Origin of the sequence: Streptomyces sp. NPDC020807, from assembly GCF_040641575.1 — a bacterium.
Classification (GTDB): Bacteria; Actinomycetota; Actinomycetes; order Streptomycetales; family Streptomycetaceae; genus Streptomyces.
Window position 1 is genome coordinate 260,484 of the sequence record NZ_JBFADU010000006.1, and the last position, 19,596, is coordinate 280,079.

Genomic DNA, 19,596 nt, shown 5'->3' on the forward strand with positions numbered 1-19,596 from the left:
AGCCTGCTCGCAAGTTACCTGTCGGTTAACAAAATCATTGATGGGCGCCCTGGGCCCGGAGGTCGGCATGAGTACCGCGCAGTCCCTTCTCGAGAGCCGCCCCGCTTCCGTGGCGCATCTCTTCCTCTCGCGCGTCGCCGCGACGCCCGGCCGCGAGGCGTACCGCTACCCGGTGGCGGACGGCGACGGCGCGTCCGGCGCCGAGGTCTGGCGGTCGCTGACCTGGGCTCAGACCGCCGAGCGCGTCCACGCCATCGCGGCAGGGCTGCTCGCCCTCGGCCTGCGGCCGGAGGAGCGGGTGGCCGTCTCCTCCTCGACGCGGATCGAGTGGATCCTCGCCGACCTCGGCGTGATGTGCGCGGGGGCCGCCGCCACGGCGGTCTACCCGACCACCAACGCCGACGAGACGGCGTACATCCTCGCCGACTCCGACAGCCGCGCGATCTTCGCCGAGGACGTCACCCAGCTCGAGAAGGTCGTCGCGCACAAGGGCGACCTGCCAAGCCTCCGGCACGTCGTCCTCTTCGACGCACCGGCCGAACTCCCGCGGGCCGAAGGCCTGGAGATCCTCACCCTGGCCGAACTGGAGAAGCGCGGGGCCGCGCTCCTCGCGGAGCGTCCCGACGCGGTCGAGGCGGCGGTGCGGGCCATCGGGGCGGACCAGCTCGCCACGCTCATCTACACCTCGGGCACGACCGGCCGCCCGAAGGGCGCGCGGCTCGTGCACGACTGCTGGTCCTACCAGGCCTTCGCCCAGGAGGCGAGCGGGCTGCTGCTCCCCGAGGACGTCCAGTTCCTCTGGCTGCCCCTGTCGCACGTCTTCGGCAACGCCCTGATAGCCGGTCAGGTGCGCACCGGGAGCGTGATCGTCGTGGACGGCCGCATCGACCGGATCGTGACCAACCTGCCCGTCGTCCGCCCCACCGTGATGGCCTCCGCGCCCCGGATCTTCGAGAAGGTCTACAACGGCATCGCGGCCAAGGCGAGGGCCGAGGGCGGAGCCACGTACAGGATCTTCCTCTGGGCGGCGAGGGTCGCCCGCGACTACGCGCGGACCGGCCAGGCGTCGATGGTCGCGACGGGCCGCCGCAAGGTGCCCCTCCTGCTCACCGTGCAGCACGCCGTCGCCGACCGGCTCGTGTACGGGAAGATCCGCGCGGCCTTCGGCGGGGCGCTGCGCGGCAGCGCGTCGGGCAGCGCCGCGCTCGCCGCCGACATCGGCTACTTCTTCGCCGGGGCGGGCGTGCCCGTCCTGGAGGGGTACGGCCTGACGGAGACGAGCGCGGCCGTCACGGTCAACCCGGCCGACGACTGCCGCGTCGGCACGGTCGGCAGGCCCCTGCCCGGTACGGAGGTCCGGATCGCGGAGGACGGCGAGATCCTCCTGCGCGGCCCCGGCGTCATGCGCGGCTACCATAACCTGCCGGAGCAGACCGCCGAAGTACTGGAGAGCGACGGCTGGTTCCACACCGGCGACATCGGCGAGGTGGACAAGGACGGCTACGTCCGGATCACCGACCGCAAGAAGGACCTGTTCAAGACGTCTGGCGGCAAGTACGTGGCGCCCACGGAGATCGAGAGCCGCTTCAAGGCCGTCTGCCCGTTCGTCAGCAACATCCTGGTCATCGGCAACGGCCGTAACTTCTGCACCGCGCTCATCGCGCTCGACGAGAGCGTCGTGCTGCCCTGGGCGGAGGCCAACGGCCTCGCCGGGCGCACGTACGCCGAGGTCGTCGCCTCGCCCGAGGCGCACGCGATGGTCGACGGCTACGTCCGGACCGTCAACGGCGAGCTCCAGCGGTGGCAGACCATCAAGAAGTTCTCGCTGCTTCCGCGCGACCTCGACATCGAACACGGCGAGCTCACGCCCAGCCTGAAGGTGAAGAGGCCGGTGGTGGAGCGGACCTACGCGGAGGCGATCGAGGCGATGTACGAGGGGGCGCGCGAGGCCTGAGCCGGGCGGGGCCTGGGGTCGTCGGGACCTGAGGTCGGCGGGGCCTGTGCGTACGCGGGGCGTACGCGGGAGTGGGGCCCCGCTGGGGCGTGGGCCTTTCGTGAGCATGGGCCCCACGCCGGCGTTACCCGGTGATGGAAGGCGCATGGGGCGGCCGGTGGGCCGGCCGCCCCTAGTCTCACGAGTGCCGTCGGACTACCCCGGCCGAACGGCCTGCCGGTCCCGGATCCCCCGTGGGGCGGGCAACCCGAAGGCCCCCCGTCCCCGCAGACGGGGGGCGCTTCTCCCGGCACCTCACCCCCGCGGATCCGGCGGGAAACCGCTGGTTAGAGTGGTGGCCGGATCCGACCCCTGCCCCGGAAACACCGCACCCATGAGCACCGACGCCTCCGCGCGCCCCGAAACCGTCCCCGTCGCCCGCCGTCGGAGGATCGCCGGCCGCGCGCCGGCCCGACCCGCTCCGGGCGCGGCGGTCCACAACGTGAGCGCCGCGACCGCCGCGCTCCTCGGGCTCGTCGGGATCGGCGCAGTCCTCCACGAACCCGTCCTCATACCGCCGCTGGCGGCCAGCGCGGCGCTCGTGCACTGCGCCCCGGCCCTGCCCCTGGCGCAGCCCCGCAGCGTGGTCGTCGGCCACATGCTCGGCGCGGCCGCCGGGTACGCGATGGCGGCGGTGGGGGGCGGCAGCGCGTGGGTCGCCGCGCTCGCCGCCGGCGTCACGCTCGCCCTCACGACCCTCGCGCGGACCCCGCACTCACCGGCCTGCGCGACCGCCGTCGTCATCGTCCTCCAGGCGCCCGCCCCCGGCCGGTTCGTGCCGCTGCTCCTCGGGGCCACGGTCCTCCTCGTCCTGACGGCCTGGTCCGCCCACCGCGTGCGCCGCGGGGCGCCGAAGTACCCCGTCTACTGGTGGTGACCTGACCCCTTCCCCGACCGTGCCCGCCCGGTGCTGACACGGCTTCAGGGCCCTTCGAGGGGGTCCCGCTGACGACGCGGCAGGGCGTTGTCAGTGGGGGGCGATAGCTTCGTCGTTGTCGCGCCGATCCGGCGTCGACATCCCCTTTGACGTGCAAGGGAGAAGTCTGTTGACGGTCTGGGAGACGTCGGGTGTGGTGCGGGTCGTTCCGCCCGCCCGCCCGCGGAAGCTGGCCAAGGTGCCGTTCGTCGAGCTGGCCGACGGGCGGTTGCAGGGTGTCGTGTCCAGCGGGTCCGACACAGGGCGCGTGTACGTGTCCTCCGTCGCCGCCGGGACGTACGCGTTCGCGTGCAGCACCAACAACAACCGGCCCTGCGGCGGGGCCCGCGGCTCGTTCTGCAACCACATCAGGGCGCTCGTCACCGAGGCGGTCCTCCAGTACGGCGCCGAGCGCGTCGCCCGCTATCTGAAGGCCGACGCCCCGGGCGAAGCCCACGACGCCGGGTCGCTGGTCGTCGCGATGACCTCCACGCGCCCCGAGCAGGGCGACACCTCGGCCGCCGCCCCGGTCTTCAGCCGCTTCCTGCGGCACCTCGCCTACCTGGAGCGGGAGCCCGTGACCACGCCGCTGCCCGAGATGCAGTGGTTCCCGCCGACGAGGGCGGTGGCCTGATGCGTACGGATCTGCTCGCCGACCCCGTCGAGGGGCTCGACGAGGCGCTCGCGGCCGTGGACGCCTTCGACCGCGCCCTCGTCGGAGGACTGCTCCGCCCGCAGCCCGCGCAGGCCGAGGGCCTGGCCGCGCTCACCGACGCCGTCGGCGGGACCCCGCTGGCCGGGCTCGTCGCCGAGGCCGCCGAGAAGGCGGCGGCCGGCGCGGCGGGCGAGGACCACCTCGTCGCCCTCGCCGCCGCCCGCGCGGCGCTGATGGGATCGGTGCACGACGCGCTGACCGACCGCATCGGCGAGATCACCGGCCGGACCCCGGCCGAGGAGAGCGACGCGGAACCCCCGGCGGGGGAGGACCCGCCGGGGAACGTCCTGGCCGCGGCACGGGCCTGGCTCTGCGACCTCGCCCGCGCCGGCTGGCAGGGCATCGACCACGAGCTCGTCGCCGGAGCCGCCCCCGTCGTCTCCGCGATGCTCCCGGACCCGCTGCTGCGCCGGCAGGCGACGCTCCTCGACGGCTTCGCCGCCGAACTCGCCGCCTCGTGCCCGGGCGCCACCCTGGAGCGCGTGCCCGTCCGCCGCTGGGCCGACCTCTGGTCCCGCGCACTCCTCCTCACCCTGCCCGGCGCCACCCGCGCCCCTGCCACGACCACCGCCACCGGCCGTCTGCTGCCGCTCGGCGCCGACGTCCACGAGCACGCGACCGCCGTCCAGGCCCAGATCCACGCCGTGTTCGAGCCGGCCGACGGCACCGCCCCGCGCCTGGTGCGGGCCGCCGTCTCGGCGCCCAAGCCGGACACCGTCGTCGGCGCCGGACTCTGGCAGCTGCTCCGGCCCCGGATGTCGCTGCTCGCCGCCGTCAGCGAGGGGCTGGCCGTCGAGCTCGACGCCATGCCGGTCACCACCGAGGGCGACCTCCTCTGGGACGACGAGCGGGCCCGCGCGGGCGAGCCCGCCGACCCCTTCGCCACCGCCCGCGTCGTCCTCGCCACCGCCGCCGAACCGGTGACCGCGCCGCTGGACCGCCACCCGGTCCGCATCGCCGTCCCCGTGCTCGTCGAGGGGTACGGGGTGGAGCGCGGGGAGGACGACGGCTCGACGGCCTTCGTCTTCGCGGGACACCGGCTGGCCGTCGACACCGACCGCGTACCGGCCGCGGGCCCCCTCACCCCGGAAGCGGTCGCCGCGTCCGGCGCGTGCGTCGGCCTGCTGCGCTGGGACGCCGGGGAGTTCGTCCTCCAGCCGCTCGCCGTCGAGACGACCGTGCGGAAGAAGACCGTCGCCGTCCACGCGGGCGCGTGGGCCGGCGGGACGACCGACAAGGCCGGCGTGCGCGCGGAGAAGGCGGCCACGGACGCGGTCGCCGTCCTGCGGGAGCGAGCGGGAAGGCTGTTGCGGAAATGACCGACGCGAACCCCGCCCCTCCGTCCCCCGCCCTCGCCGCCGCCTCACCTTCCCCTGGGGTGGACGCGCACGACAACCGCCGACAGGTCCTCTACTGGCGCCTGCTCGCCCGGCTCTTCGACCACGAGGAGCAGGCCGCACTGGAGTCCGCGAGCCTCGCCGTCGTCGAGGACGTCGGGCTGCCGTCCGCGCTGCTCGACCCGGGCACGTCCGTCGACTCCGTCGTCCAGCGCCACCCGGAGCTGGCCGAGGAGTTCGACGGCCTGATGACCCCCGGCCCCGAGCCGGAGGAGGACCGCGACCGCGCCGCCGAGGTCCGCCGCGCCGCCCTCGTCTCGAAGGTCCTGCTCAACGTCTTCTCCACCGGCTCCGGCACGGTCTCGGCCGACCGGCTGGCGCGCTGGCAGTCCGACGCGGGCTGGCTGGAGCGCGCGCTCGGCTGCGAGCCCGGCGACCTGCGCGGCGGACGCGGCCCCGGCCGGGGCGCCACCGGCGGCGGCCTCGGTGCCGAACTCGGCGCCGTCGAGGCCGACCTCGTCGGGCGCATGCACCTGCGCGAGGTGCTCGCCGACCCCGCCCTCGCCGCCCGGCTCACCCCGAGCATGTCCCTGATCGAGCAGCTCCTCCGGGACAAGGGCAACCTCTCCGGCATCGCCCTGGCCAACGCCAAGTCGCTCATCAAGCGGTACGTGGACGAGGTCGCCGAGGTCCTGCGCACCCAGGTCGAGAAGGCGACCGTCGGAGAGCTCGACCGCTCCGTCCCGCCCAAGCGGGTCTTCCGCAACCTCGACATCGACCGCACCATCTGGAAGAACCTGACCAACTGGAGCCCGGAGGAGGAGCGGCTCTACGTCGACCGCCTCTACTACCGGCACACGGTCCGCAGGACCACGCCGCAGCGGCTCATCGTCGTCGTCGACCAGTCCGGCTCCATGGTCGACTCGATGGTCAACTGCACCATCCTCGCCTCGATCTTCGCCGGGCTGCCGAAGGTGGACGTCCACCTCATCGCGTACGACACCCGGTCCATCGACCTCACGCCCTGGGTGCACGACCCGTTCGACGTGCTGCTGCGCACCAACCTCGGCGGCGGCAACGACGGACCGGTGGCCATGGCCATGGCCCGGCCGAAGATCGCCGAGCCGAAGAACACCGTCATGGTGTGGATCTCCGACTTCTACGAGTTCGACCGCTCGCAGCCGCTCTTCGAAGGCATCGAGGCGGTCCACCGCTCCGGCGTGAAGTTCATCCCCGTCGGCTCGGTGACCAGCTCGGGCCGCCAGGAGGTCAACCCCTGGTTCCGCGAGCGGTTCAAGGCGCTCGGCACCCCGGTGGTCTCCGGCCACATCGACAAGCTCGTCCACGAACTCAAGACCTTCCTGACCTGAGAGGCCTTCCCATGTCCGATCTGCTCCGTGCCCCCGCCGAGATCAAGTACGCCGAGGAGCTCGACTGGCTCGAGTCCGTCGACGACAACCCCAAGCCGTTCTCCTGGCGGCTCTCCCCGAAGATGGTCCGCCTCTTCATCCTCGGCTCCGAGCGGGCCGACGGCCTGGACCGCGAGGTGTCGCAGAAGTGGTTCGGCGACCGCAGCTTCGTCGAGCGCTCCATCGTCACGCTCGCCTCCGACCGCGGCCTCCTGCTCATCGGCGACCCCGGCACCGGCAAGAGCTGGCTCGCCGAGCTGCTCTCCGCCGCGATCAGCCGCAACTCCACGCTCGTCGTGCAGGGCACGGCCGGCACCACCGAGGACCACATCAAGTACTCGTGGAACGTGTCGATGGTCATCGCCAAGGGCCAGTCCCGCGAGTCGATGATCCCCTCGCCGATCATGACGGCCATGGAGACCGGCGCCATCGGCCGCTTCGAGGAGCTCACCCGCTCCACCAGCGACGTCCAGGACGCGCTGATCTCGATCCTCTCCGAGAAGTACGTCTCCGTCCCCGAGCTGGAGAGCGACGGCGGCGGCGACAACATCGTCTTCGCCAAGCCCGGCTTCTCCATCATCGCCACCGCCAACAGCCGCGACCGCGGCGTCAACGACCTCTCCTCGGCGCTCAAGCGCCGGTTCAACTTCGTCCGCATCCCCGTCGTGACGAACAAGAAGAGCGAGGCCGAGATCGTCCGCTTCCGCACCGAGGAGCTCCTCCGCCGCCACCAGATCGACCTGGACGTCCCGCCGACCCTGCTCGACGTCCTCCTCCAGAGCTTCGCCGACCTGCGCGCCTCCGCCGCGGCGGCCGGCAGCGACGACGAGAAGCTGGAGTCCGCGCTCTCCACCGCCGAGCAGATCGGCGTCCTCGAGGACGCCGTCCTCCACAGCAACTTCTTCGGCGAGCGGGCCCTCACCGCCCGGACGCTCGCGGCCTCCCTGGTCGGCTCCCTCGCCCGCCGAGAACCGGAGGACCTCGCCATCCTCAACAAGTACCTGCACGGCGTGGTCGAACCGCGCGGCAAGGAAGAGGGCGGCGCCTGGCCGGAGTTCCTGGAAGGCGGCCGCGACGCCATCGGCAGGCTCGCGTGAGCGCCCCCGCCGAGACCCCCTTCGCCGCGCTCCGGGGGCAACTGCACGAGGCGGCGGCCGAGTTCGCCGGTGGCGCGGACGCCCTGGAGGGCATCCTGCTCGGCCTCGTCGACGACGTCGACCGGGCGGCGGCCGAGCCGCTGGAGATCTTCCCCGTCTGCCACCACTCGCCCGCCTCGGCGCTCGCCATGGCCCGCCGCCTGCGCGAGAAGCAGCCCAAGGTCGTCTACCTGGAGCTGTGCGAGGACATGGCGCCGCTCCTGACCGAGCTCCGCAACTGCCGACTGCCCGTCGCCGTCCAGGCCTTCGCCAGCGACATCGACGGCTTCCCCGCCGAATGGGCACCGCTCTCCGTCGTCGCCCCGATCACCGAGGCGTCCGCCGAGTACCAGGCCATCGCCTACGCCCTCGACACCCCGGGCGTGGAGCTCGTCCTCGTCGACCGCTCCTCCGACCACGTCTTCCAGTGGGACAGCCGCCACGACGCTGCCCCCGGGGGTGCCCCCGACGGGTCGGCCGGCGGCGAGGCCGGAGCGAAAGCCCCCGAGCCCGAGGCCGCCCTCCACGGCGAGGCCGTCGGCGTCGAGATCGGGGACCTGCGCCCGCGCTTCGCGGAACTGGAGGAGCACCTCCTGCGCCACGGCAAGGTCCGGCACTGGTCGGAGTGGTGGCACCAGTACGTCGAGGTGCCCCTCGGCGACAGCGACCACGACACGTACCGCCAGGTCATGTTCCTCGTCGGCAGCCTCTTCCGCCGGCTCGCCCCCGGGGACGGCGACCGGGTCCGCGTCGACGAGGACCGCGAGCGGTACATGTGGACGCGCATGCGCGAGCACCTCGCCGCGACCGGTGCCGACCCCGCCGACTGCCTGTACGTCTGCGGTGCCTTCCACGCGGCCAGCCGCGTCGAGGAGTTCGGCGTGGCCGGCTCCGACGGCTTCACCATCTCCCCGCGCACGGCCACGACCTGGCAGTACGGACTGATCCCCTCCAGCCACACGGCGATCGAGGCCCAGTTCGGCCTCGCCTCCGGCTCGGTGTCGATCGCCGCCACCCAGTGGGCGAAGAACCTCAAGCGCACCCGGGTGAAGCCGTACCGCCTGGAAGGACAGGCCGGTACGCGGAAGACGCGCCCCGCACCGGCCGCGACACCCGCGGCGCCCGTGGTCACCGAGGACCGGCTCTCCGGCTTCCTCCAGCGGCCCCCGGTCGTCGACACCCTCGACGAGGCGGAACTGCTCGGCTGGTCCGTGGACATCGTCCGCGCCGCCCGCCGCAACGGCTACCTCTCCTCGACGGCCGACGCCATCGCCGTCTTCGAGACCTCGATCCTCCTCGCCGGCATGCGGGACCGGGCCAAGCCCACGCCGTACGACTTCCAGGACGCGGCCGTCACCTGCATCGAGAAGGACTCCGTGCCCGGGCGCAGGGACGTCCGGCGGCTCGTCGAGATCATGATGGGCGGCGACCGGATCGGCCAGGTCGGCTACGACGCCCTGCCGCCCCTCGCCCGCGACGTCCACGACCGCCTCGCCCCGCTGGAGCTGAACCTCCAGCAGCGCGGGGTCCGCCGCGCCCTCCTCGACATGGCGACCGAACCCGGGCTGCGGGTCTGCTCCGACGTCCTGTGGATGCTCCGCCGCCTCATGCCGCCCGGCGCCGCCCGCCCCATCATGGGCGAACGGAAGCTCGGCGAGCGGCCCATCCAGGAGTCCTGGGACCTCGCCCTCGGCACCCACCAGCGCTCGCTGATCGAGCTCGGATACGAGGGCGTGAGCCTCGAACAGGTCCTGGAGCAGCGCCTGCGGCGCACCGCCTTCGGCCCGCGGGCCACGGCCGCCGAGGTCCTGGAGACCGTCGAGGACGCCCTGCTCCACCTCGGCGGCCGGCGCCTCGCCGACGAGCTGGGCACCCGGGCCCTGGAGGTCCTGGCCTCCGAGCGCACGGCCGACGGGGCGCCGGAGGTCCTGCGCCGCGTGCGCGGCCTCCTCGCCTACTACCGCACCCACGAGCCGGCCCTGCCGCCCTGGATCGAGTCCTTCGTCCGCACCGGATACGCCCACTACTGCACCCTGCTGCCGACCGCGTTCCGCGACGAGGACGCGACCGTGGGGCAGGTGGCCGCGATGCTCGGCTTCCTCTTCGGCATGGAGAGCCTGGCGCTGTCCCTCGGCTGCGACCGCACCCAGCTCGAACTGGCCGTGGCGCAGTCCCACCCCGGCGACCAGGCCAAGACCGCCCTGCTCTGGGCCGCGCAGGTGCACCTCGGCACCCTCTCCCGGGCCGGGCTCCGCGAGCGCTGCGGCGAACTCCTCGCCAACCCGCTCGTCGTCCCCGCCTACCCGCGCTACCTCAGCGGCTTCGTCCACGCCCTCGAACCCGTCCCGGGCCTCGCGGACGTCGTCGTCGAGGCCGTCTCCAACGCCTTCGGCCGCCTCCCGGACGCCGTCCTCCTGCCCTGGCTCCCGACCCTCATCACCACACTCCGCGCGAACGCGGCGGACCTGGCCCCGCTCCTCATCCGCGAGGCGGGCCGCGTCTTCCCGGCCCGCCTCGCGGCCCTGGACACCTGGGTCCCGCCGTGGAAGCAGCAGCCGACCCCGGCCCCGGTGCCCCGCACCCGTACGGGCACGAGAGGCGCGGCCCTGCTCCCGGCCCACCCGGCCACCTGCGACGCGCTCGCCGGACTCCTCGGGGCCGACGCCCCCTGGGAGGCGACGGAGCGGGCGCCCCGGACCCCGTCCCTCCCCGACCGCCACCCGGCGACCGCCCGCGCCGTCGCCGCCCTGCTGACCGCGTCGTGACCGGCTGTTCCTCCGGGGCCCGCCGGTCGTCCTGTCCGCGCCGGTCACCGCCCGGACCGTCGGCTCGTCCGGGGTCAGTCGGCGATCCAGTCGCCTCCGTCGGAGCCGAGGAGGGAGACCAGGACGACGAGGGCGAAGACGGAGGCGAAGGCGAGCGCCGGCGTCGCGAAGAGCAGGACGACGCCGGCGGCCAGGTAGAGGCTCTCGACCACGACGAGCCCGGTGCGCAGGGCCCGGGGGAGCGGGCGGCCGAGGCGGTAGACGCAGTACGCCAGGAACAGGCCGAAGGTCAGGGCGACCAGGCCGATGGGGAGCATGAGCGTCGCGCCGTCCCCTCGTTCCTCGGGGGCGAGGGCCAGCATGAGGACGCCCGTGCCGGTCGCGCCCAGCGCCTGGCAGGCGACGAGGATCCGGGATCGCTTGATGGACGCGGGAACGGGGACGGGGCCTGAGGAAGCGCGGGAGGTGCTCACGGGGCTTCTCCTCGTCGGTCGGAAAGGGGGGTTCGTTTGCCAAGCTCCTTGGTGTCAAGGGGAGTTGGGGGCTCCGCCGGATGGCGAGGCGGAGCCGGGGAGGGGGTCCGTCAGGCGGTGGACTCCAGGACGAAGAAGAGGAACGCGATCTTCGTCGACAGGGCCTGGAAGCCCTCCGGGTGCGCCTCGCGCGCCGCCGGGTCGGGCTGCGGCTCGCTGATGACGGAGAGGCGGAAGCCCGCGTCCGTGAAGGCCTCGGTCATCGCGTGCAGCGGACGGCGCCAGAAGGTCATCGGGACGGTCCGGCCGCTGAACACCATCTCGGAGTCGTAGCTCGTGGTGGCGTGGTAGTCGGGCCGGGGGTCCTGCATCGCGTAGTCCACGAAGGGGTGCTGCACCGACACGAGCAGCCGCCCGCCGGGCCGCAGTACGCGTCGGACCTCGGCGAGCGTCGGGGCCCAGTCCTCCAGGTAGTGCAGCACCAGGGAGGCGACGACGTCGTCGAAGGCGTCGTCCGGGAAGGGGAGGGGATCGCGGAGGTCGGCCACGCGGAGATCGGCCGTGTCCCCGAGCCGGCGTCGGGCGAGGGCCAGGATGCCGGCGCTGGAGTCGATGCCGGACACCACGGCGCCGCGCTCGCGCAGCGCCGCCGTCAGCGGGCCCGCGCCGCAGCCGGCGTCCAGGATCCGGCGACCGGCGACGTCCCCGGCGAGGGCGAGCATCGCGGGCCGCTCGTAGTAGGCGTTGAGGAGGTTGGTCTCGTTGTCCGCCGCGTACGCCTCGGCGAAGCTGTCGTAGTCGTTCGCCCCGGCCGGGTCCACGGCCTCGGACCCGGTCTCGGCGAAGGTCACGTCGTCAGTGCGTTCCATCGTCGCAGCCTAGTAATCCCATGATCCGCGGAACAGGGGTCCGCGCCACGACGCGCCTTACGTCGCCCTACGTCGCCGAGTCCCAGGCCGTGGTCAGGCCGTCCAGCCACGCCGGCGGCAGTTCGGCGGCGTCCCACTCCTCGTGCAGCGCCTCCGACGCCGTCGTGAGCCGCTCCAGGACGGCGACGCTGGTCGGGGAGTGGACCAGCGAGTAGCGGCCGTGGATCGCGATGGCGCTCTGGGGGCCGTACTCCGCGTACACGCGCTCCAGCCGCGCGTGGTGGAGCGCCGCGAACTCGGTGAGCCTGCCCGCGTACCCCGCACGCTGCCGGGGGCTCATCGTGCCGAGCACCGCCGTGAGCACCTGCTCCGTGGCGTTCGGATCGAGGTCGGAGACGTCGGTGTACGAGAGGTAGAGCGGCGTCAGCGCCACCTTCGTGCGCTCCATCTCCGCCCGCCCGACGGGAGAGCGCTCGTCGGCGTCGTCCGCGGCACCGGGCGCGAGGGCGTGGCGCAGGGTGCGCTCGGCGATGTCGGCCAGCTCGTCCGCGACGGCACGCGCGCCGTCGCGGAACCCCGCCCCGTACCGCTCGCCCTCGCCCTTCTCCTCGCCCACGCCCCCGGGGCCCGGATGAGGGCCTCCGGCGATCTCCGTGTGCGCGAGGGCGAGCGCCCCCGCCTCGACGAGCCCGATCAGTTCCTCGGCGTCGCCCGACCAGACCCCCGCGCGCGCCAGGAGCTGGAGGAGCGTCCTCTTGGCGTTGAGGACGCTGACCGCGTCCAGCTGCTGCCGCCGTCCCTCTTCGGCCGCGTGCATGGGCTCCTCCTCGTCTCTCCGACGGGCGCTGTCCCGGGACGCGCGCCCCGCCACGGACACTAGCAGCGGCCGATCTTGTGAACACGGGTCTCGCGCGCGTCCCTTCGATCGCGGTCGAACACGAGCCCGATCGCGCGCCAAAGCACCCGCCGGAGGCTCCCGTGATACAGTGGATATCAGTTGCAGTTGTGGTTCCCAGTAAACTTCAAGTGCTTTGGTGGGCTGTTTCCACCAGGCACTTTTTGTATTTTCGGTGCTTTTTCCGGACGGGGCAATCATCGCGGCGACGCCGGAATTCACGCAGTGTGCATTCCGGGTACTGCCTCGAAGGAGATATCGCATGGCTACCGGCACCGTTAAGTGGTTCAACTCGGAAAAGGGCTTCGGCTTCATCGAGCAGGAGGGTGGCGGCCCGGACGTCTTCGCCCACTACTCGAACATCGCCACCCAGGGCTTCCGTGAGCTCCACGAGGGCCAGAAGGTGACCTTCGACGTCACGCAGGGCCAGAAGGGCCCGCAGGCGGAGAACATCCTCCCCGCCTGACGCTGACGCGTTGACACCGCCGGTGCCCCTCACCCCCTGGGTGGGGGGCACCGGTGCGTCCGCCCTGCCGCAGTCCTGCCGCAGCCGCGCCGCCGCCGTGCCAAGGAAGGCATTCATGAACCCCTCGGACCGCAAGAACGAGTTCGCGCTCCCGGAGACCGTCACCCCGGCCCTGCCGCCGGCGGAGACCTTCGACGCCACGGAACTGCCCCCCGAGGTGCTGCGGAAGCTCACCGAGCTCGGCGTCACCACCCCCTTCCCCATCCAGGCCGCGACCCTGCCGAACGCCCTCGCCGGCCGCGACGTCCTCGGACGTGCCCGCACCGGCTCCGGCAAGACCCTCGCCTTCGGCCTCGCGCTCCTCGCCCGCACGGCCGGCCGGCGCGCCGACGCCAAGAAGCCCCTCGCACTCGTCCTCGTCCCCACCCGCGAGCTGGCCCAGCAGGTCACCGACGCCCTGGAGCCGTACGCCCAGGTCCTCAAGGTGCGGATGGCGTCCGTCGTCGGCGGCGTGTCCATCAACCGGCAGGTCGCCGCGCTCCGGGAGGGCGTCGAGGTCCTCGTCGCCACCCCCGGCCGTCTCATGGACCTCGTCGAGCGCAAGGACTGCCGCCTCGACCAGGTGACCGCCACGGTCCTCGACGAGGCCGACCAGATGGCCGACCTCGGCTTCATGCCGCAGGTCACCGCCCTCCTCGACCTGGTCGAGCCGGGCGGACAGCGCCTGCTCTTCTCGGCCACGCTCGACAAGAACGTCGACCAGCTCGTCCGCGAGTACCTCGACGACCCGGTGGTCCACTCCGTCGACCCCTCGGCCGGAGCCGTCGACACCATGGAGCACCACGTCCTCCAGGTCCACGGCCCCGACAAGTACGCCACGGCCACGGAGATCGCGGCCCGCGACGGGCGGACCCTGATGTTCCTCGCCACCAAGGCGTCCGTGGACCGCTTCACCCGGCACCTCCTCGGCAGCGGCGTCCGCGCGGCGGCGCTGCACGGCGGCAAGTCGCAGCCGCAGCGCACCCACACCCTCGACCGGTTCAGGAGCGGGGCCGTGCCCGTCCTCGTGGCGACGAACGTCGCCGCGCGCGGCATCCACATCGACGACCTCGACCTCGTCGTGAACGTCGACCCGCCCGCCGACCACAAGGACTACGTCCACCGGGGCGGCCGCACCGCCCGCGCCGGCGAGTCCGGCCTCGTCGTCACCCTGGCCACGAAGGACCAGCGCCAGGACGTCCTGCGCCTCATGGGAGACGCGGGCATCCGGCCGAAGGTCACGCAGGTCCGTTCCGGCGAGGCCGAGCTGACGCGGATCACCGGCGCCAGGACCCCCTCCGGCGTCGCCATCGGTGGCAACGCGCCCGTCACCCCCGACCGCGACCCGCGCGGCGCCGCCTTCCGGGGCATCGGCACCGTCCCCGGAAAGCCCGGCCGCGCCAAGAACGCCTCCCGCCGCTCCAACGAGGCCAAGCAGCAGGCCGAGGCCCGCGCGGCGGCCCGGATCCGGCGCGGCCGCTGACCCCGCCGGGGGCCCTTGCGGCCCCCGACGCGGTCGTGATCCCATGTCCGTCGTCTCCTGATCATGGACATGGACATGGACATGGGAAGCCTGGCCAGGGGAAGGCCGGACGGGGAAACCCGGACGGGCAAGGCCGGACGGGCAAGCTCGGACAGGGAAGCAGGGAGGGGAGAAGCGTGATCGGTGAACTCGTGCCCGGCTCCGTCGCCACGGAGTGGCGCACCGACGACTCCGTGCCCGTCGCCCTGTTCCCCGAGGAAGCGGCCGCCGTCGCCCGCGCGGTCGAGAAGCGGCGACAGGAGTTCGGCACCGTCCGGCACTGCGCGCGCCTCGCCCTGGGACGCCTCGGCGTGCCGGAGGGCCCGCTGCCGCCAGGCAAGCGGGGAGCCCCGCGCTGGCCCGAGGGCATCGCGGGCAGCATGACCCACTGCGAGGGCTACCGCGCCGCCGCCGTGGCCCGCACGGCGGACGTCGCCTCCCTCGGCATCGACGCCGAACCTGCGGAGGCGACCCTGCCGGACGGCGTCCTGCCGGTGATATCCCTGCCGGAGGAGCGCCGCCACCTCGACGAACTCGCCGCCGGTGCGCCCCGGATGCCGTGGGGACGGCTGCTGTTCAGCGCGAAGGAGAGCGTCTTCAAGACCTGGTACCCGCTGACGGGACAGGAGTTGGACTTCGAGGAGGCGGTCATCGCGTTCACGCCCGACGGCGGGGACGGCGCGCACGCCGGCACCAGCACTGGCGCCGGGACCGGCGCCGGTACCTTCACCGCGGAACTCCTCGTTCCAGGACCCGTCGTCGACGGCACGCGCCGGGACGGCTTCACCGGCCGCTGGCTCGTGCGCGACGGAGTCGTGCTCACCGCGATCGTCCTCACCCGGTAGCGGAACCAAGTCCGCCCGGGGACAGTCTCTTTACTCGGCGTTCAACCGCGTCGAGGATCATTTCCGTCCCATCCTTCCGGGCAAGGGGGCGCGGCATGGAGACACACGACGGCACACCGGCGGCCGAGGCGGCGAAGCGACGTGACCTGGAACGACGGGTCGCGGCCCTGCGGCGCGCGGCCGCCGTCCAACCCGACCCCTTCCTCGGCGAACTCGGTTACGCGCTCCTGGAGTTGGGTGGCCTGCTCGCCGGAGACCCGGACCGGCACGACGAGTCCATCGGCATCCTCGGCGAGGCCGCCGACGCCTACCGCGACCTGCTCGCGCTCCACGGCGACGTTCATCTCCCGGGCCTGGCCGTCGCGTTGCACCGGCAGGCCCTCAGCCTCGGCGTCGTCGGACGCCGCGAAGAGGCCCGTGCCGCGGCCGACGCCGCCGTCGCCGCCCTCCACCGGGCCATCGGCAAGGGCGTCGTCGAGGACGGCCGCGGCGAACTGGCCGACGCCCTGGTCAACCTCGGCAACCAGCTCGCCGAGACGGGCCGCCACCACGAGGCCCTCGACCGGATCACCGAGGCCGTGGCGCTCCGCCGTTCCCTCGTCGACCCGGCGACCGGCGCGGGCTCCGGCGCGCTGGCCTCCTCCCTCGGGGACCTCGGCATCAAGCTGGGCGAGATGGGCCGCCAGCCCGAGGCCGTCGACGTCCTGCGCCAGGCCATCGGCACGTACCGGGACGCGGCGGAGCGGGCCCCGGGCGCCCGGACGACCGGGGACACCGCCGAGCACGCCGCCGTCGCCTTCGCCCTCGCCCGTACGCTCACGGGCCTGGGCCGTACGCAGGAGGCCGGACCCTACTTCGCCGAGGCGACGGCCCTCCGCGCCGAGGTCGAGGCGCGCGAGCCGAGGGCCACGGCCTTCGTCGACCGCCTCCTGAACCTGTACGGATACGGGCGCGGGCGCGGGGGCGCGGGAGGCGGCGACATGCCGGGGGCGCGCGACGAGTCCGGCGCGGGAACCCGTACCGAACCTCGGGACGAGTCCGTCCCCGAGCCCCCCGGCGAGGCTCGCACCGAACCCAGTGTCGAACCCAGTACCGACACCCGTACAGAACCCAGTACCGAACCCCGTTCCGCCGCTCCCGCCGACCCCCTCCCCGACATCGACCGCCTCAACTCCCGCGCCCTCGCACTCGCCGAGGTGGGCCGCATCGACCTCGCCGTCGCCACCCTCGACCAGGCGGTCGCCCTCGGCCGGGCCGCGGCCGCCGCCGACGGCGGCGGTGCCCGAGCCGCCGTCGCCCTCGCCCGTACGCTGCACAACCTCGGGCTCGTCCGCGCCTGGGCCGGGCGCCGGGCCCAGGCGCTCGAAGCCGTCGACGAGGCCGTCCACCTCGGGCGGCGGCTCCTGGTCGTCGCGCCCGACGTCGTACGGCCGCTGCTCGCGGAGGCGGCCGACAGCCTCGGCAGCCGGCTCGCGGTGCTCGGCCGCCACCGGGACGCCGTCGCTCCCGCCACCGAGTCCGTCGCCCTCTACCGGCAGCTCGCGCACACCGACCCCCTCGGGTACGAGGGGGAACTCGCCCGCGCCCTCAACAACCTCGGCATCCGGCTCACCGACAGCGACCGGCACGCCGAGTCGCTCGCCGTGACCGAGCAGGCCGTCGACATCCACCGGCGGCTCCACCGCCGCGAGCCGGAGAAGCAGCGCGACGGGCTCGTCCACGCTCTCTCCAACCTCGCCCTCCGGCTCGCACGCATCGAGCGCGCCGACGAGGTGGCGCAGCCCACCGCGGAGGCGGTCCGGCTGCTCGGCCCGGTGGAGCGGATGCACCCGAGCAACGACACCGCCGCCCTCGCCGAGTCCCTCGCCTGGCTCGCCTGGTACCTGCGCAAGCGCGGCCACCGGGACACCGCCCGCGACGCGGCCCGCACGGCGGAGGAGCTGCGCCGCCTCACCGCGAAGCCGGGCCGCTGATCCCGAAACGGGGGCGGCTCCGGGCGAACGGGAGTACGGTCGTGACGATCTTGTACGGAGGCGGGGACAGGGGCGTCCCCCGTGAGAGAAGCGAAGAGGCGGCGCATGACGGAAGAGCGGAAGCGCGAGCGGGCGGGGGCGCAGGAGAAGGCGGGGGCGCAGGGACAGGCCCAGGAGCAGGCGCAGGAACAGGAACGGGGGCAGCGGCACGCGGTCGTGTCCCACCCCGTCGGGCATGTCGTCGGCGGTCGGGGCGAGGTGCGCGACGACGAGTGGGGCGGGGTCGAGGCCGTGATCCGGCTCGACGCCGAGGCCTTCGGGCCCGAGGCCCTCGCCGGGCTCGACGACTTCTCGCACCTGGAGGTCGTCTACCACTTCGACCGGGTCCGGCCCGAGGCCGTCCAGACGGGCGCGCGGCACCCCCGCGGCAACACGGACTGGCCGCTCGTCGGCATCTTCGCCCAGCGCGGCAAGAACCGTCCCAACCGCATCGGCGTCTCCCGCTGCCGCCTCGTCCGCACCGACGGCCTCGACCTGCACGTGCGGGGCCTGGACGCCGTCGACGGCACCCCGGTCCTCGACATCAAGCCGTACATGGCCGAGTTCGGCCCCCAGGAGCCCACCGTCCAGCCGGCGTGGGCCGACGAGATCATGCGCGCGTACTACTGAGGACCTGGGCGGGCTGCCGCGTGCTGCGTGAACCTGCCCGAGTGAACTGCTCCCGAACCCGCAGCGGTTCGAGGGGTGTCACTCTCGCGGAGGTCGGGTGCGGCGGGGCCGGCCTTCTAGGCCATGATCCCGCTGCCGTGGGGCGCGTACAGGTCCAGGAGGCGGACGCGCGTCACCTGGAGGCGGTGGGCCAGGATCGAGCCCACCCAGTACGTGACGGACGCGCCGAACTCCGTGTCCGTGCGGCACATCGACCGTACGGCCGGGGCGTCGAACTCGTACGCCCGTACCGGCGTCATCGCCTCCGCCCCCGACTGGCAGAGGTACGGCGGGAACAGCCACGAGAGGCCGACGAGCTCACCGTGGCGCAGGGTCTCGATCACCGGCGAGCCGCGGCCCGGGACCTTGGCGTCGAGCGTCACCGCGCCCGTCTTCACGATCCAGAACCTGTCGGCGTGCTGCTGCTCCTCGAAGAGCCGGTGGCCCGACTCGAAGTACACGTCCTCGGCGAAGGCCATGAGCCGCTCGCGGTGCTCCGGCGGCAACGTGCTGACCTTGGGTGCGGCGCTGTTCATGGCGGACCCTCCTCGGACGTTCGGCTCCCACTGCCAGTGTCGGACACGGGGTGGGGGTGCGCAGCCGCCGTGCGTCCGGACGGGCGGGGGAGGCCGGGGCAGGGGCGGGGTGCGGCGCCCGGACCGCGCACGTAGCGTGGCCGGGGGAGGACGGGGCGGGGTCGGGGCGGGACCTGGGGGCGGGACCAGGGGGCGGGAATCCATCCCTCGCGTAGATCGGTACGGACAGACCCATGGCAGACAAGCCCGCGATCGTCCTCGTGCACGGATTCTGGGGCGGCGCCGCCCACTGGTCGAAGGTCGTCGTCGAGCTCCACCGACGCGGATACGACAGGCTGCACGCCGTCGAGAACCCCCTCACCTCGCTCGCCGACGACGCCGAACGCACCCGGAAGATGATCGGGCAGGCCGAGGGCCCCGTGGTCCTCGTCGGTCACTCCTACGGCGGTGCCGTCATCACCGAGGCCGGCGACCTGCCGAACGTGCGGGCGCTCGTCTACGTCGCCGCCTTCGCCCCGGACGCGGGCGAGAGCCCGGGGCAGATCAGCGAGCAGAGACCGCCGGCCGCCTTCGACAACATCGTCCCCGACTCGGACGGCTACCTCTGGATCCGGCAGGACGCCTTCCGCGACAGCTTCGCGCAGGACCTGGGCGAGGACGAGGCCCTGGTCATGGCCGTGACCCAGAAGGCGCCGCTCGCCTCCACCTTCGGCGACGCGGTCACCGCCCCCGCCTGGCGGGCGAAGCCGTGCTGGTACCAGGTGTCGACCGAGGACCGCATGATCCACCCCGACAACGAGCGCCGGATGGCGCAGCGCATGAACCCCCGGAAGATCGTCGAGCTCGACGCGAGCCACGCGTCGCTCGCCTCCCGGCCCGGCGACATCTGCGACCTCGTCGAACTCGCCGCACGGGACACGGCGGGCTGACGCCCCTCCCGGCCTCCGCCCCCCCGGGCTTCCGCCCCTCCCGCCCTCCCGCAGGCCCGGGCCCCCGGCC

General features: G+C 73.6%; 17 protein-coding genes. 13 read left to right on the plus strand and 4 right to left on the minus strand.

The annotated features are described in order from the left end of the window. Window positions 1-67: 67 nt before the first annotated feature. The 7 genes from AB0G79_RS13335 to AB0G79_RS13365 all read left to right on the plus strand — a co-directional run bounded on the left by AB0G79_RS13335 (window position 68) and on the right by AB0G79_RS13365 (window position 10,271). Window positions 68-1,954 carry a long-chain fatty acid--CoA ligase gene (locus AB0G79_RS13335; protein ID WP_360804972.1) on the plus strand — a complete coding sequence of 629 codons (1,887 nt, stop codon included), beginning with the start codon at window positions 68-70 and terminating at the stop codon, window positions 1,952-1,954. 373 nt (window positions 1,955-2,327) lie between these two features. Further along, window positions 2,328-2,870, plus strand: a complete 543-nt coding sequence (locus AB0G79_RS13340) for an HPP family protein (RefSeq protein ID WP_360804975.1) — start codon at window positions 2,328-2,330, stop codon at window positions 2,868-2,870. Window positions 2,871-3,039: 169 nt separating this feature from the next. After that, window positions 3,040-3,543, plus strand: a complete 504-nt coding sequence (locus AB0G79_RS13345) for a hypothetical protein (RefSeq protein WP_360804978.1) — start codon at window positions 3,040-3,042, stop codon at window positions 3,541-3,543. After that, window positions 3,543-4,943, plus strand: a complete 1,401-nt coding sequence (locus AB0G79_RS13350) for a hypothetical protein (protein ID WP_360804981.1) — start codon at window positions 3,543-3,545, stop codon at window positions 4,941-4,943. Before AB0G79_RS13345 ends, AB0G79_RS13350 begins: the two co-directional genes overlap by 1 nt. Further along, window positions 4,940-6,331 (plus strand): VWA domain-containing protein, encoded by a 1,392-nt coding sequence (locus AB0G79_RS13355; protein ID WP_360804984.1) that lies wholly within the window; start codon window positions 4,940-4,942, stop codon window positions 6,329-6,331. The genes AB0G79_RS13350 and AB0G79_RS13355 overlap by 4 nt, the downstream gene beginning before the upstream one ends. 11 nt (window positions 6,332-6,342) lie before the next feature. Beyond that, window positions 6,343-7,467, plus strand: a complete 1,125-nt coding sequence (locus tag AB0G79_RS13360; protein WP_360804987.1) for an AAA family ATPase — start codon at window positions 6,343-6,345, stop codon at window positions 7,465-7,467. Beyond that, a complete protein-coding gene (locus AB0G79_RS13365) occupies window positions 7,464-10,271 on the plus strand; it encodes a hypothetical protein (RefSeq protein WP_360804990.1) in 2,808 nt (935 codons plus the stop codon). Before AB0G79_RS13360 ends, AB0G79_RS13365 begins: the two co-directional genes overlap by 4 nt. Before the next feature lie 74 nt (window positions 10,272-10,345). On the opposite strand, the gene AB0G79_RS13370 is transcribed toward AB0G79_RS13365, so the two are convergent. The 3 genes from AB0G79_RS13370 to AB0G79_RS13380 form a co-directional block, all read right to left on the minus strand. Next, a complete protein-coding gene (locus AB0G79_RS13370; RefSeq protein WP_360804993.1) occupies window positions 10,346-10,744 on the minus strand; it encodes a hypothetical protein in 399 nt (132 codons plus the stop codon). A gap of 110 nt (window positions 10,745-10,854) precedes the next feature. Continuing rightward, window positions 10,855-11,613, minus strand: coding sequence for a methyltransferase domain-containing protein (locus tag AB0G79_RS13375; protein WP_360804996.1), 759 nt, complete (start codon window positions 11,611-11,613; stop codon window positions 10,855-10,857). Between the two features lie 67 nt (window positions 11,614-11,680). Next, window positions 11,681-12,430 carry a hypothetical protein gene (locus AB0G79_RS13380; RefSeq protein ID WP_360804999.1) on the minus strand — a complete coding sequence of 250 codons (750 nt, stop codon included), beginning with the start codon at window positions 12,428-12,430 and terminating at the stop codon, window positions 11,681-11,683. Window positions 12,431-12,770: 340 nt separating this feature from the next. On the opposite strand from AB0G79_RS13380, the gene AB0G79_RS13385 reads away from it, so the two are divergent. The 5 genes from AB0G79_RS13385 to AB0G79_RS13405 all read left to right on the plus strand — a co-directional run bounded on the left by AB0G79_RS13385 (window position 12,771) and on the right by AB0G79_RS13405 (window position 18,022). Next, entirely contained in the window at window positions 12,771-12,974 is a 204-nt protein-coding gene (locus AB0G79_RS13385) for a cold-shock protein (protein WP_360805002.1), read from the plus strand. Between the two features lie 115 nt (window positions 12,975-13,089). Then, window positions 13,090-14,496, plus strand: a complete 1,407-nt coding sequence (locus AB0G79_RS13390; protein WP_360805005.1) for a DEAD/DEAH box helicase — start codon at window positions 13,090-13,092, stop codon at window positions 14,494-14,496. A 176-nt stretch (window positions 14,497-14,672) separates the two neighbouring features. Next, entirely contained in the window at window positions 14,673-15,380 is a 708-nt protein-coding gene (locus AB0G79_RS13395; RefSeq protein WP_360805007.1) for a 4'-phosphopantetheinyl transferase superfamily protein, read from the plus strand. Between the two features lie 95 nt (window positions 15,381-15,475). Next, a complete protein-coding gene (locus tag AB0G79_RS13400) occupies window positions 15,476-17,353 on the plus strand; it encodes a tetratricopeptide repeat protein (protein WP_360805010.1) in 1,878 nt (625 codons plus the stop codon). 105 nt (window positions 17,354-17,458) lie between these two features. Beyond that, window positions 17,459-18,022 (plus strand): SAM-dependent methyltransferase, encoded by a 564-nt coding sequence (locus AB0G79_RS13405; RefSeq protein WP_360805013.1) that lies wholly within the window; start codon window positions 17,459-17,461, stop codon window positions 18,020-18,022. Window positions 18,023-18,138: 116 nt separating this feature from the next. On the opposite strand, the gene AB0G79_RS13410 is transcribed toward AB0G79_RS13405, so the two are convergent. Beyond that, window positions 18,139-18,597 (minus strand): cyclic nucleotide-binding domain-containing protein, encoded by a 459-nt coding sequence (locus AB0G79_RS13410; RefSeq protein WP_360805016.1) that lies wholly within the window; start codon window positions 18,595-18,597, stop codon window positions 18,139-18,141. Between the two features lie 233 nt (window positions 18,598-18,830). Between AB0G79_RS13410 and AB0G79_RS13415 the strand changes: the two genes are divergently transcribed. Continuing rightward, window positions 18,831-19,526 (plus strand): alpha/beta hydrolase, encoded by a 696-nt coding sequence (locus AB0G79_RS13415; protein ID WP_360805019.1) that lies wholly within the window; start codon window positions 18,831-18,833, stop codon window positions 19,524-19,526. Window positions 19,527-19,596: the final 70 nt, after the last annotated feature.

Bases quoted from the DNA above. Each gene is read 5' to 3' on its own strand.
- AB0G79_RS13390 (WP_360805005.1), top strand. From the start codon at position 13,090: ATGAACCCCTCGGACCGCAAGAACGAGTTCGCGCTCCCGGAGACCGTC.
- AB0G79_RS13385 (WP_360805002.1), top strand. From the start codon at position 12,771: ATGGCTACCGGCACCGTTAAGTGGTTCAACTCGGAAAAGGGCTTCGGC.
- AB0G79_RS13400 (WP_360805010.1), top strand. From the start codon at position 15,476: ATGGAGACACACGACGGCACACCGGCGGCCGAGGCGGCGAAGCGACGT.
- AB0G79_RS13350 (WP_360804981.1), top strand. From the start codon at position 3,543: ATGCGTACGGATCTGCTCGCCGACCCCGTCGAGGGGCTCGACGAGGCG.
- AB0G79_RS13355 (WP_360804984.1), top strand. From the start codon at position 4,940: ATGACCGACGCGAACCCCGCCCCTCCGTCCCCCGCCCTCGCCGCCGCC.
- AB0G79_RS13415 (WP_360805019.1), top strand. From the start codon at position 18,831: ATGGCAGACAAGCCCGCGATCGTCCTCGTGCACGGATTCTGGGGCGGC.
- AB0G79_RS13360 (WP_360804987.1), top strand. From the start codon at position 6,343: ATGTCCGATCTGCTCCGTGCCCCCGCCGAGATCAAGTACGCCGAGGAG.
- AB0G79_RS13335 (WP_360804972.1), top strand. From the start codon at position 68: ATGAGTACCGCGCAGTCCCTTCTCGAGAGCCGCCCCGCTTCCGTGGCG.
- AB0G79_RS13375 (WP_360804996.1), bottom strand. From the start codon at position 11,613: ATGGAACGCACTGACGACGTGACCTTCGCCGAGACCGGGTCCGAGGCC.
- AB0G79_RS13380 (WP_360804999.1), bottom strand. From the start codon at position 12,430: ATGCACGCGGCCGAAGAGGGACGGCGGCAGCAGCTGGACGCGGTCAGC.
- AB0G79_RS13410 (WP_360805016.1), bottom strand. From the start codon at position 18,597: ATGAACAGCGCCGCACCCAAGGTCAGCACGTTGCCGCCGGAGCACCGC.
- AB0G79_RS13405 (WP_360805013.1), top strand. From the start codon at position 17,459: ATGACGGAAGAGCGGAAGCGCGAGCGGGCGGGGGCGCAGGAGAAGGCG.
- AB0G79_RS13340 (WP_360804975.1), top strand. From the start codon at position 2,328: ATGAGCACCGACGCCTCCGCGCGCCCCGAAACCGTCCCCGTCGCCCGC.